The sequence below is a fragment of the Exiguobacterium sp. SH0S2 genome, assembly GCF_004337185.1.
Taxonomy (GTDB): Bacteria; Bacillota; Bacilli; order Exiguobacteriales; family Exiguobacteriaceae; genus Exiguobacterium; species Exiguobacterium aurantiacum_A.
Window position 1 is genome coordinate 47,384 of sequence record NZ_SJVB01000004.1, and the last position, 16,811, is coordinate 64,194.

Genomic DNA, 16,811 nt, shown 5'->3' on the forward strand with positions numbered 1-16,811 from the left:
TCTCATTATACACGAAAGGGAGCGGTTCGTCGTTCATCCGTGAAATCGAGCGAGAGCGAAGGGGGAGAGGTCGAACTGACTTTTACCGTCTAACGCTAGTTACGTCAACACTTCACCGATGATACTGTCGAATTTGAAGCCGTGTCTGAAAAAGTAAGATTTAAGTCAACAGGTAAAGTTGTCATCAGCAAGGTAGCGGTGATTGAGAAAGGAGCATTCAGTTCATGTCGACTCAAAGTAACTCATACGAACGGTTAGTTGACGAGTTAAGTGCAGTACATATTCGTGAGACGATTGATGGCGTCGAGACGACAATCAAACCGATCCCGGACTTAAACAAACAAGGCGACCTCGACCCGCGTGTGTTGGCGAACAAAAATCAACACGTAACGGGCGATGAGACACCGGCACCGTTTGACCTTGAGGCCGTCCGCGCAAGTATGGGCTGGCCGAACCGTGACGTGACGACACGTCCGATCACGACGGAATCAATCTCGATTCCAAGTCTTGAAGGCGACATCCCGGCCCGACTCTATCGGCCCGAGTCAGACGAGCCGTTACCGGCCGTCCTGTTCTTCCATGGCGGCGGCTTCTTTGGCGGGACACTCGATACGGTCGAGAACCCGTGCAAAGCGCTCGCTGAGAAAGCGAACGCGGTCGTCGTCTCGGTCGACTATCGGCTCGCGCCGGAGCATCCGTTCCCGGCTGGCTTACATGATTGCTTTCAAGCGGTCAAATGGGTATACGACCAGGCCGATGAGCTCGGGGTGTTGCGAGACAATATCGCCGTCGCGGGCGACAGTGCCGGGGGAAATTTGGCGACCGGCTGCTGTTTACTCGATCGTGCGCAACAGACGAGCATGATCAGCTTCCAGGCACTCATCTATCCGGTCGTCAATTTAGGTTCGGTCCCGACAGATGATTACGCATGGGACATCGCACAATACGATATCCGACATCATCACGACTTGATTCGCGGGATGGTGCTAGCGTTCAGCGACGCGGATTCGATGTTCAACAACATTTATTTACAAGGTGCGACCGACGTGACGCATCCGCTCGTATCGCCCTTGTTGGCGGACGACTTGAAGAACCTCCCGCCCGCGCTTATCGTGACGGCGGAGTACGATTATTTGCGCTTAGAAGGCGAGGCGTATGCGCGGAAACTCGCGCGCGACGGCGTGAAGACGAGACTGATCCAATACCGAGGGATGGACCACGCCTTCATCGATAAAATCGGGGACTATCCGCAAGCTGAAGACTGTATGAACGAAATCGCAAACGAAATGAAGGAGCTGACAACATGAAACTTTACACTTTGAACTGGGATACGTATAAACAACTGGCGCGAACGGCGGTCGCCGAAGGGGCTGTCCTCTTAAAGAACGAACAGACGCTGCCGATCCAGGCGGGGACGACCGTGTCCGTGTTCGGCCGCAGCCAATTCAATTACTATAAGAGCGGGACCGGCTCAGGTGGGATGGTCAACGTCTCCCACGTGACGAGTCCGCTCGAGGCGCTCCAAGCGAGTGAAGGCATCCAGCTGAACGAGTCGCTCCTTCAGACGTATGAGGCGTGGGTCGAAGAAAACCCGTTCGACAAAGGTGTCGGCTGGGCCGGGGAACCGTGGTCACAGCCGGAGATGGCCGTCACGGACGCGCTCGTCGCGGAAGCGGCAGCCAAGTCAGATATGGCGCTCATCATGATCGGGCGTACGGCGGGTGAGGACCGTGACAACACGGCCGACCCGGGCAGCTACTTGTTGACCGAGATCGAGCACGAGTTGATTGAGAAAGTGTCGAAGGCGTTTACGAAGACGGCCGTCGTCTTGAACGTCGGCAACATCATCGACATGAAGTGGGCGACGGACTATGAGCCGAGCGCGATTCTTTACGCATGGCAAGGGGGATTAGAAGGCGGGACGGGACTCGTCGATGTACTCACAGGCAAAGTCAGCCCGTCCGGCAAGTTGACAGACACGATCGCCCGGTCGATTGACGACTATCCGTCGACGAAAAACTTCGGTCATGCCGACAAAGGAATTTATCAAGAAGATATTTATGTCGGCTATCGCTATTTCGAGACGTTCGCGAAAGACGAGGTGCTCTATCCATTCGGTTTCGGGTTGTCGTATACAAGTTTCAGCACGGAAGTCGTTGAAGCGAGTGAACAGAACAGTTTGATTACGATCAACGTCGCGGTGACGAACACCGGGGCAGTTGACGGGAAAGAAGTCGTGCAACTGTATGTCGAGAAGCCGCAAGGCGTCCTCGGTAACCCGGCGCGCGCCCTCGTCGCGTTCGATAAGACAGGTCTGCTTGCACCAGGAGAGCGGCAAACGCTCGAATTCTCCGTCCCGGTCACGGACTTTGCGAGCTATGACGATCGTGGCGTCACCGGACACGCATCGAGCTTTGTCTTAGAAGCAGGGACGTACCGGATTCACGCTGGGACGGACGTCCGTTCAGCTGTCGCGGTCTTCGACTATGAGCTCGCCGAACTACAAGTCGTCGAGACGCTCAGCGAGAACATGGCGCCGGTCACACCGTTTGACCGCATCAAGCCGGTCGCAAGCGGTCAAGGATATGAAGTCAGCTATGAAGAAACACCGCTGCGCCAGGTTGACGTCGAGGCACGTTATCTCGCCGAACGTCCGATGCAGCGCCATCAGACAAGCGACAACGGCTTGAAGCTGACGGACGTCTATCACGGGAAAGCCGAGCTTGAGACGTTCCTCGACCAGTTGACGGATGAGGACCTCGCCTGTATCGTCCGCGGACAAGGCATGAATTCGCCTCGCGTGACACCAGGGACGGCCGCCGCGTTCGGCGGCGTGTCGGACCGTTTGAACGAGCTCGACATTCCGGCCGCTTGTTGCGCGGACGGTCCGTCTGGTATCCGGATGGACATCGGCACGAAGGCGTTCGCGTTGCCGAACGGGACGCTGTTGGCGTCAAGCTTCAACGTGGCGTTGATCGAAGACCTGTTCGAGATGACGGGACTCGAGATGCGGAAAAACCGCGTCGACACGTTGCTCGGACCAGGGATGAACATCCATCGTAATCCGCTTAACGGACGGAACTTCGAGTACTTCTCGGAAGATCCGCACGTGACGGGCAAGATGGCGATCGCCCAGTTGAACGGGATGCACCGCGTCGGCGTGACCGGTACGCTCAAACACTTCAGCGCCAACAACCAAGAAGCGCACCGCCACGACATCGACTCGGTCGTCTCGGAACGGGCGTTACGCGAGATTTATTTGAAAGGGTTCGAGATGGCGGTCAAAGAAGGCAAGGCGACGTCGATCATGACGACGTACGGTGCCGTCAACGGCGTCTGGACGGCCGGGCTATATGATCAGAACACACGTGTCCTTCGCGACGAGTGGGGCTTTGAAGGCATCGTCATGACCGACTGGTGGGCGAAAGTGAACCACCATGAAGATGAGCCGGCGAACCGTCAGAACACGGCGGCGATGGTCCAGTCGCAGAACGACTTGTACATGGTCGTCGACCGTCCGGATACGAACTCGTTCGACGACAATACGGGAGCGGCACTCGCTGCCGGTACGTTGACGCGGGCGGAACTGTTGCGGAGTGCGGCGAACATTTGCCGCTTCGTCTTGCAGTCTCCGGCGATGGAGCGTCTGCTCGGGCTTCATGACGGTTCAGTCGAAGTGATCGGACTCGACGAAGAAGCAGGACAAACGATCGATTTCGATGTGACGTATCAGCATCTTGCGAACGGAGAGAGCGTCAGCTTGATCGACGCGGACACATCGACGGGGAACACACACGTCTTCGCCGTCTCGGTCGATGAGACGGGCACGTACGACGTGACGATCACGGCCCGTTCAGAAGCAGGAGAGCTCGCTCAAATGCCGGTGACGCTATTTGCGAACAACATCCCGGGTCCGACGTTCACGTTTAACGGAACGGGCGGGGAATGGGTGACGCAGACGAAGCAACTGTTCTTCTTGAACCAACACAACTACTTGCAACTCTACTTCACACTCGGCGGTCTCGACGTGAAAGACATCACGTTCACGCTCGCTGACTCGTTCAGCATGAAGAACGGATAATTGGAAAACGCCGTCTCGGAAACGAGGCGGCGTTTTAATATACTTTTAAGGATTACTGTGGTGATTCATGGCACTGAGAAGCCACGATTGTCACACATCCAGTTGCAGGATAATTTTTGTGAACGTTTTAAAATCATCGATGTGCTTTTCGAGAATCGCTTCAAGAATTTCGAGTTGGAGTGCTTGGTAGTCGTGGACGGCGATATTACGGAATCCGACCATGTTCATGAGCGTCTTCGCTAAGGCATTATCAATGATACCTGCTTCCTCGAGCATGATGAACCCGTCCCGGCTCGCTTTGGGTACGCCCAACTTCTTTTGACTGACTAGGTACATCGCGATATCGATACTCGCTTCACAGGCGCGTTGGATGTTGAGAATGATACTGTCTTGCTTCGTGAAATCGTTTAGGTGATCTGGATTATCGTCATACACGTCATGGATTCGCTGAAGACAGCGCTCGATTGTCGTCACTTTGTTCAACACAACATCATTCATCGAATACACTTCCTCTAGCTTTGATTTCTTTCAAGACGATGTCTCGTTGTTCGTTCAATTCGGCATACATCCGAAAGGCTTTCATCTGTTGTCGCGTAAATTCGTTCTGATCTTGAATCGATAATGGAACGCCCTCTGAGAAAATTTGCATGGCAAAGACGGTGTCGACTTCACGGATATCGATCAAGTCGACGTCTCGCCCGCATAGAAGCGCTAATTCGCTCGCCAAGGCAAAGCGATTATATGGTGAGAGTCGCTTCTGACCGAAGTATGCTAAATCGACATCACTATCCTCACGATCTGTTCCTTTGGCGAATGACCCGAACAACAAGATGAAATCCGCGTCTGTTTCACGTTGAAGCGTTTCAATGATCGTTTGTCTTACTTTTTCAGAAATCATACTCTCACCTCCTCATTTCATTATACGCTCTCGAGTATAAGCCTGAACATTTATTCAATCATAAAAAACGAACCATAATCGGGTAAAGAGCCGTATAGAGAATAACACGTAAAAAATGGAGGGATGATAATGAACACGCTTTACATGAAACAGAAAGTCTTCAGCTTGCGCGGACGGTTCACGATCAAGGACGCGGATGAAAACGATATGTATTTCGTCGAAGGGAGCTTTATGAAGCTGCCGAAGTCGTTCACCATCTCGGACAAGGATGGGCGCGAGATCACGACCATTACGAAAAAGACGTTCAGTTTCTTACCGAAGTTTTACGTCGACGTCGAGGGCGAAGAGACGATGACGATCTCAAAAGAGTTCACCTTCTTCAAACCGCGTTATACGATTGACGCAGCAGGGATTGAAATCGATGGCGACTGGTGGGATATGGACTTCGAGGTGACACAGAACGGGCAAGTCATCGGCAGCGTCCAGAAGAAATGGTTGTCATGGGGCGACACGTATGAGATTCAAGTGATCGACGAGACGATGGAGGACATGCTCATCTCAATCGTCGTTGCCATCGATTGTGTGAAATCAGATCAAGCGGCAGCGAGTGCGGCCACATAAAGGAGATTGAACGATGGAGTTTTGGGACGTCTATAACGTTGACCGAGAAAAGACAGGGCGGACGTGGCAGCGGGGCAATCGTCTCGAGAATGGCGATTACCATCTTGTCATCCACGTCTGTATCTTTAACAAGCAAGGACAGATGTTGATTCAACAGCGCCAGACGTTCAAAGACGGCTGGTCAAACATGTGGGACATCACGGTCGGCGGCAGTGCCACGGTCGGCGATACGAGTCAACAGGCGGCGATGCGCGAGCTTGAAGAAGAGATCGGTCTGACACTAGACTTAAAAGATACGCGACCACATTTGACGATCAACTTTGACGAAGGGTTCGACGACATCTATCTTGTCGAAATGGATGTCGATTTGAATAAGTTGACGCTTCAAGAATCAGAAGTGCAGGCGGTGCAGTGGGCGGATGAGGCGACCATCCTCGACATGATCCGATCAGGAGAATTCATCCCGTACCACGAACCGATGATTCCACTTTTGTTCGCGATGCGAGGCCAATGGGGAGGAATCAATCATGTGGCAGCAGTACACGTGGATCAATGAGCCGAAAGCAATAAATGTACGGGAGAGACTTACCTTCGAGACAGAAGCGGACACCGATTTTTGGCGCAATACCCACTACGGTTTCAACCGGATGACGGCGCACGTCCTGTTGACGGATGTGTCGACCGAACAGTTCACGTGTCGCGCGACTGTAGAGATGAAGCCGAGCCATACATACGAACAGGCTGGCATTTTGTTGTATGTGAATGACGACCATTGGCTCAAGACGTCGATCGAATACATTCAGGATTTTCAGTCACATTTTCAGATTGGACAGTGAGGAAAACCTAAGCATCGACCTGATTATGGGTTGGTGTTTTTTATGTGTCATTTTCATTTCACTTCAAGAAAATGGTTGAATCTAGGTAGGCGAAAAAATTATAATAGACATAACGAAAGCGCTTTCGGAAAACGCTTTCAATGTTCGTGCGTTGTTAGAGGAGAGGCAGGTACGACTGGAGTGTGTCTGCCTTCATTTATGTCAAAGGAGGAATTTTGATGAAGAAATGGGTAGCACTTGCTCTCGGTACCGGACTTGTCTTGTCAGCCGCACAAGGCGCATATGCCGAAAAGCCAGAGAAAAAAGACAATACGAAATGGAAGCTAGTCTGGGCGGATGAGTTCAGCAAGAAAGAGATCGACCAGGCAAAATGGAATTTCGATACGGGGAACTGGTTGAAAGATAACGACGGCAATCCGGTCGCACCGGGTTGGGGAAACAATGAGAAGCAATTTTATACGGACAAAAACGAAAACGCTTTCGTAAAAGACGGCAAGCTCGTCATCCGCGCCAAACGGGAACAAACGATGGATGAACTCGGGACGTATGACTTTACGTCGGCGAAGCTGACGACGAAAGGCAAGTTCAGTAAAACATACGGTCGCTATGAGATGCGGGCAAAACTACCGACAGGGAAAGGCTTGTGGCCGGCGTTTTGGATGTTGCCGGAACAAGACCGGTACGGTGCCTGGGCATCGTCTGGCGAAATCGACATCATGGAATCATGGGGCAGCCAGCCTGACAAAGTCGCTGGGACGATTCACTATGGCGAGAACTGGCCGAACAACAAATATACAGGCAAAGATTATCACTTTGAAGAAGGTGACGGCATCAATCAATGGCATACATATGCCGTCGAGTGGGAGCCTGGCGAGTTGCGCTGGTACGTTGATGGAGAGCTCTATCAGACGCAAAACGACTGGTACTCGAAAGGGTTGAACCAGGCGACGAAGTACAGCTACCCAGCGCCGTTTGACCAAAACTTCTACCTCGTGATGAACTTGGCCGTCGGCGGTTGGTTTGACGGGGATGTCGATGCGACGACACCGTTCCCGGCCGAGATGGAAGTCGATTACGTTCGTGTCTTCGATTTGAAAAACCGCGATTACCGTGAAGCAGTCGAACCAGTCTATACGGACGAAGAAATCGTATTGCCGGACGGAGCGAAACAACCGTCTGAAGACGGAAACCTCGTCTACGACCAAGATTACACGGAGCCGATCACGACCGTGACGAACGGTTCGCAAGCGCTCGATCCGACGTACTGGAACTATGTGGCCTTGCCAGACTTTGGCGGCGTCGGGACGGTTGATGTCATCGAACAAGCAGGCTCACACTTTGCCGACATCTCGATCACTCAAGCCGGCAGTCAGCCATATTCGCACCAATTGATTCAAAACGTCTCACTCGGTAAAGGCGGCCACTACAAAGTGACGTTCGACGCGAGTGCCGATTCGGCCCGTTCGATCGCCGTGAAAGTCGGCGGCGGACCAGACCGCGGCTACGCGAAATATTCGGATGAAGGTTCATTCGATTTGACGACAGACGTACAGACATATTCGATGACGTTTGATATGGCGGAAGACACGGATCTCGCGGCACGTCTCGAGTTCAATGTCGGACTCAGCACGGCCGGCGTTCAAATCGGGAACGTCCGTGTCGAACAGACCGAGCGTGCAGCGCTAGACCCGAACGCTACGAAACCAGCGCTCGGCGACGGGAACTTGGTCTACAACGGAACGTTTGACCAAGGCGCGATGGACCGCTTGACATACTGGCAGTTCGACCCGGGCGCAACGAAAGGGACGGCTACAGTTGACGAGAAGTTGCGTCACTTCAAGTTCGTGACGAACCCGAAAAAGGGCGAACCGGCAACGCTCGTCCAAAACGGGATTCAACTGACGGAAGGTCATGACTACGTGTTGCGCTTTAAAGCGAGAGCGGAACGCATCAAAGCACTTCAAGTCGGTTTGAATGGAGCGGACGGCAACGCGTATCTCCCGCTTCAAGACGTCGCGTTGACGCGCGAGTTTGAAACGATCGAGATCCCGTTCACGATGGGACAAGCGACAGACCTGTTGAGCCAGCTCCAGTTCGTGCTCGGCTCGGCGAAAGGCTCGATTGAGCTTGACGACGTCAAACTGTTCGATGTGACACCGATCGCGATCGACCCGTCTCCGCTGAAGAACGGATCGTTCACGGACGGGTTGACACATTGGGGCTCTTACGTGCACTTCGATGCGCAAGCCGCGGTTGAAGCGGTGAACGAAGCCGCTCAAATCTCGATCGGGCAAGAAGGACAGGAACCTTGGAGCGTCTTGCTTGAGCAAGGCGGTCTCGAACTGCACCAGGGACAGACGTATGTCGTCCGTTTCGATGCTTCTTCGACAGTCGCGCGCAACATGGAAGTGACGGTCGAGAACGCGGCGTACACACGTTACTTGAGCCAAATCGTTCAAGTCGGACCTGAGACGAAAACGTATGAGTTTGAGCTCACGATGGGTCAAACCGATATGACAGGATTGAAATTCTTGCTCGGACGCACGGACGGTTCGCCGCTCGGCGCGCACGATGTGAACATCGATAATGTCAGTGTGACAACGAAATAATGTAAACAAGGAGCGTCTCGACATTTTCGAGGCGCTCCTTTCGCGTGTCATTGAACGTTTTTTCGACTGATGAGCCGGGCCGTGCGCAACAAGGAAGGCAGGAGCGTCCGTCGTTGCCGGAACGCCAAGTAGCGGCCTTCCCACGTCGGTTTGAACTTGTTCTTAAATTGCCTTAACCCACTGAACGGATAAATGTAGCTGATGTTCTCGAAGATGTCCGCCGCGATCCGCTCGGGCCAGTAAGCGAACGTATGCTCACCGACCGATGCGAGTGGGGCGACTCCGAGCCCGACATCGGCATACTCATTCTCCCGCGCCCACTCGATTACGTGAAGAATCAGTACTTCGATTGAGCCGGGCGGGGCGTCACAACACGAGCGCATCAAGTCAATCGATACGGTACCATGCCCGCGGAGCAGCGTGATGAAGGCGACAATTTGCCCATCGACGTCCTTCAGCAGCGCCGTCGGATAATGGGATAGGGACTGCTCGTTGAAAAATCCGAGCGAGAAGCCTTTCTCACTGCGATTACCGATCCATTCTTCGGAAATATCTTTTAACGAGGTGATGATCGCCTCGTTCGGTCGCGTGATCACGTCCACGGTAAAGCCTTTTTTTATGAACTGGTTGTTTAGGGAGCGCATGTTCGCGCGCTTTTTACCTGTCAGTGAGAACGTATCGACATTGATCGTCGCCTCTTCGCCGAGCTTGAAAAACGTGAAGCCAGCGTCATGCAGGCGCGGCATCCAGTTCGGTGTGGCTTGATAGAACAACGGGACATAGCCGAGATGATCGGTCGCCTCAATGAACTGAATCAACAGCTCGGAGGCGGCACTCGTCTCACCTTGTATGTCTCCTAAAACGATTGCGTGATTACCAGATAACGCGAACAACAGGCAGGCGTTGTCATCAGGCCCATAATAGACGCGCTTGTCATTCATGTAAGCCAAATCAAACGTGTGTGATGTCGCATGCGTCGTCTGGAACCGTTCAAAGCGCATCGGTTCGAACGCCTCACCAAGACGGGGACGCTTCAGACGGTTAAACAAGACGAACAGGACACTCAATAGCAGGCCTGATATCATAACAGCACTCACGCTTAACAGGGCAGCTTGATCCGGTTCAAAGAAAATCGTGTCGCTTTGACTGAATGACTGGAGCAAAATCGCATGTGTCCCGACATATAGACTGACGTACAACACGTTTCGGAAGAAGCGGCTGATGGTCAGGATCGAGCGATACCGCGTGTGCTGGTTTCGGGTCAGCCAAACGAACAAGGCAAATCCGACCACGACCAACGCTTCGAACAAATTGAACCCGCGTGCGAATATACCAAGCGTCGCGAAGAAGAACGACACAGCCGTGATCCACAGCACCCGTTTCGTGCGGATATACATGCCGTAGGTGCTCACTAACGTCAGGAGTCCGGCAACGAACAGACAAAGCGTCCCGATCCATTGCATCCAAGGGGCTGTCACATAAAGCGGGGCCACACTCGGGAGCAGCGTTTGAAACCAGAGGACGAGACTCGTCATCAAAGCGATCAGACTGCCGGCGATCCGACCGGTCTTGGCGAGTGTCCGCAACACGGTGCGCCAGACGACCGTCCCGATTTCATACGATGAGCCGATGATCGGTTTGTATTCGATTTGTTTGACGACCTGGTCCCCGAAGGCGATCGCGGCTAAAAACAAACCAATCATGAACGGGACGATGAAGTAGACGAACCGATAGACGATCAAGGACGACAACACAATCTCTTGGTTGATGCCGAGCTGCGTCATCCCGACCAAATACAATAGATCAAATGAGCCGGCTCCGCCTGGGACGAGTGAAACGACCCCAACGATTGTGGCGACGATGAATACGCCCAGCATACTAGCAATCGGGGCGTCCCCGCCGAGGAGATACAAGGCGTACAAGGCGACGAGTCCTGCTGTCACCCATTCCGCGAATGATGTGGCGATGTAGCCGAGTAACGTCGACCAGCTCAAGTTCGATCGTTTGCGGGTCATATAGATGTAAAGTGGCAAGACGGCTAGCGTTGCCAGCAATATGGGCCAAATCCACTGCTTCGTCGATATCAGCGTTGTAGCCGGAAATAGGCCGGAGAGGACCCCGATCGACAGTAGAGACAGTCCGCTGATCAGCGTCGGTGTCATCCAACCGATAGCCCGGAGCAGTCGCAATGTATCCGTGTACGGACGATACAGCGAGGTCCTGAGTGCGATGCCGATGACGCCGCCGAACCCGAGCATGCCGTTCATCGAGTTGGTGATCCAAGCCGCACGAAGCAGCTTATGGACCGGGATATGAACGTTCAATGAGCGGAGTAAAAAGTAGTCGTATCCGGTCATCGTCAGGACAGCGAGCAAGCCAAGAAGGATCAAGCTGGATTGTTCGAATCCTGTCAGTTTTTCTAACGCCGAGAAGGCGGCTGCGAGCGATAAGTTTTGTAGTTCTTGCCCGCTCTGATAAAGAATCAAGCCAATCAATAGGAATGGAACCAACCATTTCAGCTGCTTCCAAGAAAGTCGTTTTTGCATCATGTCTTCTCCTTACGGCTACAAGCTTAGTGTTAGCATTATATGCTGTTTTGCATGTGAGGAATAGTGAATCCTGTAGTGTATACGACCCGAATTCGCACATCGATTCAAAAACATGAATAAGTCGCACATTGAGCCTAGTAAAAAAACATCAAACCCTCTATATTTGGTACACTAAAGGTGTCCTGTCTTGACGTCTTAATCGGCGTAGTGAACTAGGACGATTCCCGTCACCTTAGGAGACAATTTGGAGGATACTATGATTAAATTACTAGCCGACTCAACTTGCGATTTATCAGACGACATTTTAGCAAAATATGATATCGGTGTAGCTCCGCTCATCATCACGATGAACAATAAGTCGTATGAAGACCGCGTCGATATTCAGCCCGATGAGTTTTACGGAATGTTGGAAGCGTTACCGGAATTTCCGACGACGGCGATGCCGAGCCCGGCGACGTTTTTGAAGCTGATGGAAGATGCCGTCACGGCCGGCCATCACGAAATTTTATGTATCTGCATGTCGAGTGGGACGAGTGGTTCGTATCAATCGGCCGTGCTCGGCAAAGAATATTTTGAAGAGGCGCATCCGGATTCGACGGTGAAGATTCATATCGTCGATTCCCGTTCGATGAGCCACGGCAGCGGTTGGTTACTTATGAAGAGCGCGCAGATGCGTGAAGCGGGTGCGACGTTCGAGGAACTCGTCGACTTCAATGAGGCGTATAAGATGAAAGTGAAACACTTCTTGTCGGTCGACGACTTGGATCATTTGATCAAGAGTGGCCGTATCTCGAACGCGAGCGCGATCATCGGCAAGCTATTGATGGTCAAGCCGATCATGAGCATGAAGAACGGGAAAGGTGCAATCGTCGCCAAAGAACGCGGAACTCGGAAAGTGCTCAAGCACTACACGGACGAGTTCATTAAACGCTACGACAAAGACGTCACGAACTTCATCATCATCGGTTATACATCGGACCAAAAAATCGCTGAGAACTTGAAAGTGAAAATCCAAGCCGAATCGGACTTCGAAGGTGAGATTTATCTGATGCAGATGGGTGTCTCAGTCGGGACGCACGTCGGTCTAGGCGCCATCTCGATGTTCTTTGTGGAAAAGTGAAGCAGTGAAGCCGTCTCGTGATGAGACGGTTTTTTCTGTGGATAACGTTATCCACAGGCAGGGTCTGACCAGACGCGTTTGACTGAAAAAAAGTTATCCACAATTTCCAACTGATAGACGTCCGGATTACTAAGATTCCGCCACGTCTCGAAATCAAACTGGTTATCCACATGTTGTAACAAGAGCGCGAGCAGATTGCCGTGCGTCACGAGAATCGTTGGACCGTTTATTTGAGTGACGACGTCCAAAATCCGAGCAGTTGCGTCTAGGCCCGATTCAGCTTCGGGTAACTTGAACGAAGGCTTGTCGAACGAGTGGCGGAGTAGGTCGAACCAATCAGCCCGTGGTTCGAGCGAGAGGATACGCTCACGAAGCTTCGGTTCCTGTTCAATCGTTAAGTTCCGCTCGTTAGCGACAGGTGTGATTGAAGCGACGGCCCGAGTGTAATCGCTCGAGATGATGCGCTCGATCGGGACGTCTTGAAAGAAAGCAGAAAGGTCGAGCGCTTGCTGTTCACCGGCTTCCGTGAGCGGAGCGTCCGGCTCTTGACCGGTGGCCGAACAGTGACGGACGAGGTAGATGGTTGGCATGGTGGATTCTCCTTGATCATTTTTGATGAGAAGATAATAATGAAATATATGTAAAACGATTTCATGTAATAGGAATTATTTCAATTTATTATAATTCAAGATGGAGGATTAAATGAGCCATTTTACAGACCAATTAAAAAATTCATTGGAAAAAGGGTTTCTTGATAAGAATCATCATCATATCAGCCCATTTAAACCAGAGCTACTCGTCAATGAGAAGAGCAAGCGGCAAGACGTCTTAACTTCTTTGACGGATGAGTTAAAAGTATGTCGGTCCTTTTTATTTTCTGTCGCATTCATCACCGAATCGGGGTTAGCGACACTAAAATCGACGCTCTTCGACTTACATGAAAAAGGAATTCGCGGAAAAATCATGACCTCGACGTATCAATTCTTCAACCAACCAAAAGTCTTTAAAGAACTACTTAAGCTTCAAAACGTTGACGTCCGCATCGCCGAAGTTGAGGCGTTTCATTCAAAAGGTTACATTTTTCAGCATAATGAATACTACTCATTAATTGTTGGAAGTTCCAATCTGACGTCTGGAGCGTTAAAAACGAATTATGAATGGAATGTAAAATTGACATCTCATGAGAATGGGGAAATTGTTGAACACTTTTTACTACAATTTGAGGACATGTGGAATGAGTCAATTCCGCTGACGGCAGAATGGATTACGGCATATGAACGAGTCTATCGTCCGATCTTCGGTGATCGGGTTGCCGAGTTTCCAAGTCGGTATGATGTGAATCGAATCGAAGACGCGTTACGAGTAGAGCCGAATTCGATGCAGCTCGCTGCCTTAAACGGAATCGAAGCAGTTCGTGCCCAAGGAAATCAGCGTGCCCTCGTCGTTTCCGCTACAGGTACAGGAAAAACATATTTAGCCGCTTTTGATGTACGCCGTTATCATCCGAATAGAATGCTGTTCGTCGTTCACCGAGAGCAAATTCTTCAAAAAGCAAAAGCAGATTTTCAAAGAGTAATTGGCGGGAAAGACGAAGACTTTGGTATCCTTTCGGGTTCAAGCCGAGCAACGAATGCTAAATATATGTTCGCAACGATTCAAACGATTTCAAAACAAGAGACGTTGAATCAATTTGACCCGGATACGTTTGACTATATTTTGATTGATGAAAGTCATCGCGCCGGTGCGAATACGTATCAACGAATGATTGAGTATTTTACACCGCGATTTTTACTTGGTATGACGGCAACTCCTGAGCGTTCGGACGGATATGACTTGTTTAAACTGTTTGACTACAACATTGCGTATGAAATCCGATTACAAGAAGCGCTTGAAGAAGATATGCTGTGCCCGTTTCATTATTTTGGGGTGACAGACCTTGCGGTGAGTGGAAATCAAGTTGAAATGGATATGTTTAATCAACTCGTTTCATTAGAGCGAGTTACACGAATTGTGGAAAAAATTGATTACTACGGATTTTCTGGAGAACGTTTGTGCGGATTGATGTTTTGTAGTTCAAAACGAGAGGCAAAACGATTATCTGAAGAATTGAATCGGCGTGGATTTAGAACTTGTGCATTAACTGGAGATGATTCACAAGAGAAACGGCGACTTGAAGTTGCGAATCTTGAAGAAGGGCGCTTAGATTATATTCTGACAGTTGATATCTTCAACGAAGGAATTGATATTCCAAGCATTAACCAAGTCGTTATGCTTCGTCAGACAGAGTCGAGTATTGTTTTTGTTCAACAGTTAGGACGAGGATTGCGCAAACATGACTCGAAACGGTATGTCACAGTAATCGATTTCATCGCAAACTATAAAAATAACTATTTAATTCCGGTTGCTTTATCGGATGACCATTCTCAAAATAAAGATTCGATTCGACGGAAAGTGATTGATCGTAGTTATATGTCTGGAACATCGACAATCAATTTTGAAGCAATTGCAAAAGAACGTATTTATGAATCGATTAACCAAGCAAGATTAACGGATTTAAAAGTATTGAAGGAAGCCTATCAAAACTTAAAGAACCGTTTAGGCCGTACACCAATGCTTCTTGATTTCATCGAAAATCATTCGATGGATCCAATTGTCGTGGGAACGAAAAAGGGGCACTATGGAGAACTGTTAAATACAGTAGAGCGTGATCTTCCGAATCTTCCACATTCTCATTCGCAAGTATTATTGATGGTGACTCAAGAGTTATTATCAGGGAAACGAGTTCATGAAGTTTTGTTGTTACAAGCACTTCTACACCGGAAGACAGTGACAAAACAAGAGTTTATGAACTTGCTACTTGAACAAGGCGTTCGTTGTGATGAAGCAACGTTGCAATCTTTAGAGAATGTATTATCGTTAGGATTTTTCAAAGATGCAGATCAATTGAAATACGGAGGTCACCCGCTCATTACATTGGAAAATGAAGCGTATCAGTTGTCTTCGCACTTACAGTCGCTATTAACAAATGAATGGTTCTACCGCTTGTTTAACGACGTGTTACAGTCTTCGCTCGCAAGAAGTGAGCGTTACGATCAAACTAAACCTTTGACAAGACTTGAGAAATATACGAGAAAAGATGCGTGCCGGCTTTTGAACTGGGATAAAGAAGAGCAATCAACGATATACGGCTACAAAGTTAAACATCAAACGTGTCCGATTTTTGTAACGTATCATAAAGGTGAAGACGTGGAAGCAAGTGTGAACTATGGAGATACATTTATCAATCCTGAAGTATTCCATTGGTTTACGAGAAGTCGCAGAACAACTAAGTCAGAAGAAGTTATTAAAATTGTAAATTCGAAACAGCGAGACATCGACGTTCATCTGTTTGTGAAGAAAGATGACGATGAAGGTGGAGATTTCTACTACTTAGGAGAAGTGACCCCGGATCTGGAATCAGTTCAAGATACGACAATGCTGAATCAAGATGGACAGGAATTGCCCGTAGTAACGATGAATTTACTTTTACAGGAAAGCGTCGATCAACAAATCTACGACTACCTTCATGAACAAACGCATTGAAAAAAGCCGAGACGTGTTTTTTACACGTTCTCGGCTTTCGTCGTTTGATTGATGACGTCATTTACGGCAGGGATATCTGCTGGCGCCCAGACGAGGGAATGTAAGTTTTCTCGTTTCAACCAGATCAAAGCGTCATGTTCCGTTGCAACCGGAGTGCCTGACTTCAATTCAGCACGCAGTGAAATTAATTGAATGATAAACGTCTCATATTCATGAACGTGTTCATTAATCACTTCATGTGCTGTGATTTCACAGTTTAACTCTTCAAGAATTTCTCGCTCAAGTGCTTCTTGTAGATTTTCACCAGCTTCGACTTTCCCACCAGGAAACTCCCACATATTTGAGATAAGCATATCGGTTGAGCGAAGCGCGCACAAAATCTCTTGGTTCTCATTTTCGATTACAGCTGCTACAACTTTTACTTTTTTTTTCATACTTCTGACCTCGCTCTGTTCGTTTAGTTGCCTTCATCATACCATTCGAAACAAAGTGTGACGTCGGCGATTTCCGAAGTG

13 protein-coding genes are annotated in these 16,811 nt (G+C 50.0%); 8 read left to right on the forward strand and 5 right to left on the reverse strand.

The genetic code is table 11. The features are described from left to right. The first annotated feature begins 224 nt into the window (after positions 1–224). Entirely contained in the window at positions 225–1,307 is a 1,083-nt protein-coding gene (locus EVJ21_RS10770; protein ID WP_201739022.1) for an alpha/beta hydrolase, read from the forward strand. Continuing rightward, the gene (locus EVJ21_RS10775; RefSeq protein WP_131490480.1) at positions 1,304–4,081 is read left to right on the forward strand and encodes a glycoside hydrolase family 3 C-terminal domain-containing protein; all 2,778 of its coding nucleotides are present in this window, start codon (positions 1,304–1,306) and stop codon (positions 4,079–4,081) included. The genes EVJ21_RS10770 and EVJ21_RS10775 overlap by 4 nt, the downstream gene beginning before the upstream one ends. Before the next feature lie 90 nt (positions 4,082–4,171). Here the strand turns inward: EVJ21_RS10775 and hepT are convergent, their stop codons facing one another. Both hepT and mntA read right to left on the reverse strand, forming a co-directional pair. Further along, positions 4,172–4,579, reverse strand: coding sequence for a type VII toxin-antitoxin system HepT family RNase toxin (gene hepT / locus EVJ21_RS10780; protein ID WP_131441330.1), 408 nt, complete (start codon positions 4,577–4,579; stop codon positions 4,172–4,174). Next, on the reverse strand, positions 4,572–4,979 hold the full coding sequence (gene mntA, locus EVJ21_RS10785; RefSeq protein WP_131441329.1) for a type VII toxin-antitoxin system MntA family adenylyltransferase antitoxin: 408 nt from the start codon (positions 4,977–4,979) through the stop codon (positions 4,572–4,574). Before mntA ends, hepT begins: the two co-directional genes overlap by 8 nt. Before the next feature lie 129 nt (positions 4,980–5,108). On the opposite strand from mntA, the gene EVJ21_RS10790 reads away from it, so the two are divergent. The 4 genes from EVJ21_RS10790 to EVJ21_RS10805 all read left to right on the forward strand — a co-directional run bounded on the left by EVJ21_RS10790 (position 5,109) and on the right by EVJ21_RS10805 (position 9,045). Continuing rightward, positions 5,109–5,600, forward strand: coding sequence for an LURP-one-related/scramblase family protein (locus tag EVJ21_RS10790; protein ID WP_131441328.1), 492 nt, complete (start codon positions 5,109–5,111; stop codon positions 5,598–5,600). A gap of 13 nt (positions 5,601–5,613) precedes the next feature. Continuing rightward, positions 5,614–6,156, forward strand: coding sequence for an NUDIX hydrolase (locus tag EVJ21_RS10795; RefSeq protein ID WP_131441327.1), 543 nt, complete (start codon positions 5,614–5,616; stop codon positions 6,154–6,156). Continuing rightward, positions 6,128–6,436 carry a DUF1349 domain-containing protein gene (locus EVJ21_RS10800; protein WP_131441326.1) on the forward strand — a complete coding sequence of 103 codons (309 nt, stop codon included), beginning with the start codon at positions 6,128–6,130 and terminating at the stop codon, positions 6,434–6,436. Before EVJ21_RS10795 ends, EVJ21_RS10800 begins: the two co-directional genes overlap by 29 nt. A 218-nt stretch (positions 6,437–6,654) precedes the next feature. Further along, entirely contained in the window at positions 6,655–9,045 is a 2,391-nt protein-coding gene (locus EVJ21_RS10805) for a carbohydrate binding domain-containing protein (RefSeq protein ID WP_201739021.1), read from the forward strand. Between the two features lie 47 nt (positions 9,046–9,092). Here the strand turns inward: EVJ21_RS10805 and mprF are convergent, their stop codons facing one another. Further along, positions 9,093–11,591 (reverse strand): bifunctional lysylphosphatidylglycerol flippase/synthetase MprF, encoded by a 2,499-nt coding sequence (gene mprF / locus EVJ21_RS10810; RefSeq protein WP_236636584.1) that lies wholly within the window; start codon positions 11,589–11,591, stop codon positions 9,093–9,095. Positions 11,592–11,850: 259 nt separating this feature from the next. On the opposite strand from mprF, the gene EVJ21_RS10815 reads away from it, so the two are divergent. After that, entirely contained in the window at positions 11,851–12,714 is an 864-nt protein-coding gene (locus EVJ21_RS10815; protein WP_070327997.1) for a DegV family protein, read from the forward strand. Between the two features lie 47 nt (positions 12,715–12,761). Here the strand turns inward: EVJ21_RS10815 and EVJ21_RS10820 are convergent, their stop codons facing one another. Then, on the reverse strand, positions 12,762–13,304 hold the full coding sequence (locus tag EVJ21_RS10820; protein WP_131490486.1) for a histidine phosphatase family protein: 543 nt from the start codon (positions 13,302–13,304) through the stop codon (positions 12,762–12,764). Between the two features lie 112 nt (positions 13,305–13,416). Between EVJ21_RS10820 and EVJ21_RS10825 the strand changes: the two genes are divergently transcribed. Next, a complete protein-coding gene (locus EVJ21_RS10825; protein WP_131490488.1) occupies positions 13,417–16,296 on the forward strand; it encodes a DEAD/DEAH box helicase in 2,880 nt (959 codons plus the stop codon). A 20-nt stretch (positions 16,297–16,316) separates the two neighbouring features. Here the strand turns inward: EVJ21_RS10825 and EVJ21_RS10830 are convergent, their stop codons facing one another. After that, the gene (locus tag EVJ21_RS10830) at positions 16,317–16,730 is read right to left on the reverse strand and encodes a (deoxy)nucleoside triphosphate pyrophosphohydrolase (RefSeq protein ID WP_070328000.1); all 414 of its coding nucleotides are present in this window, start codon (positions 16,728–16,730) and stop codon (positions 16,317–16,319) included. Positions 16,731–16,811: the final 81 nt, after the last annotated feature.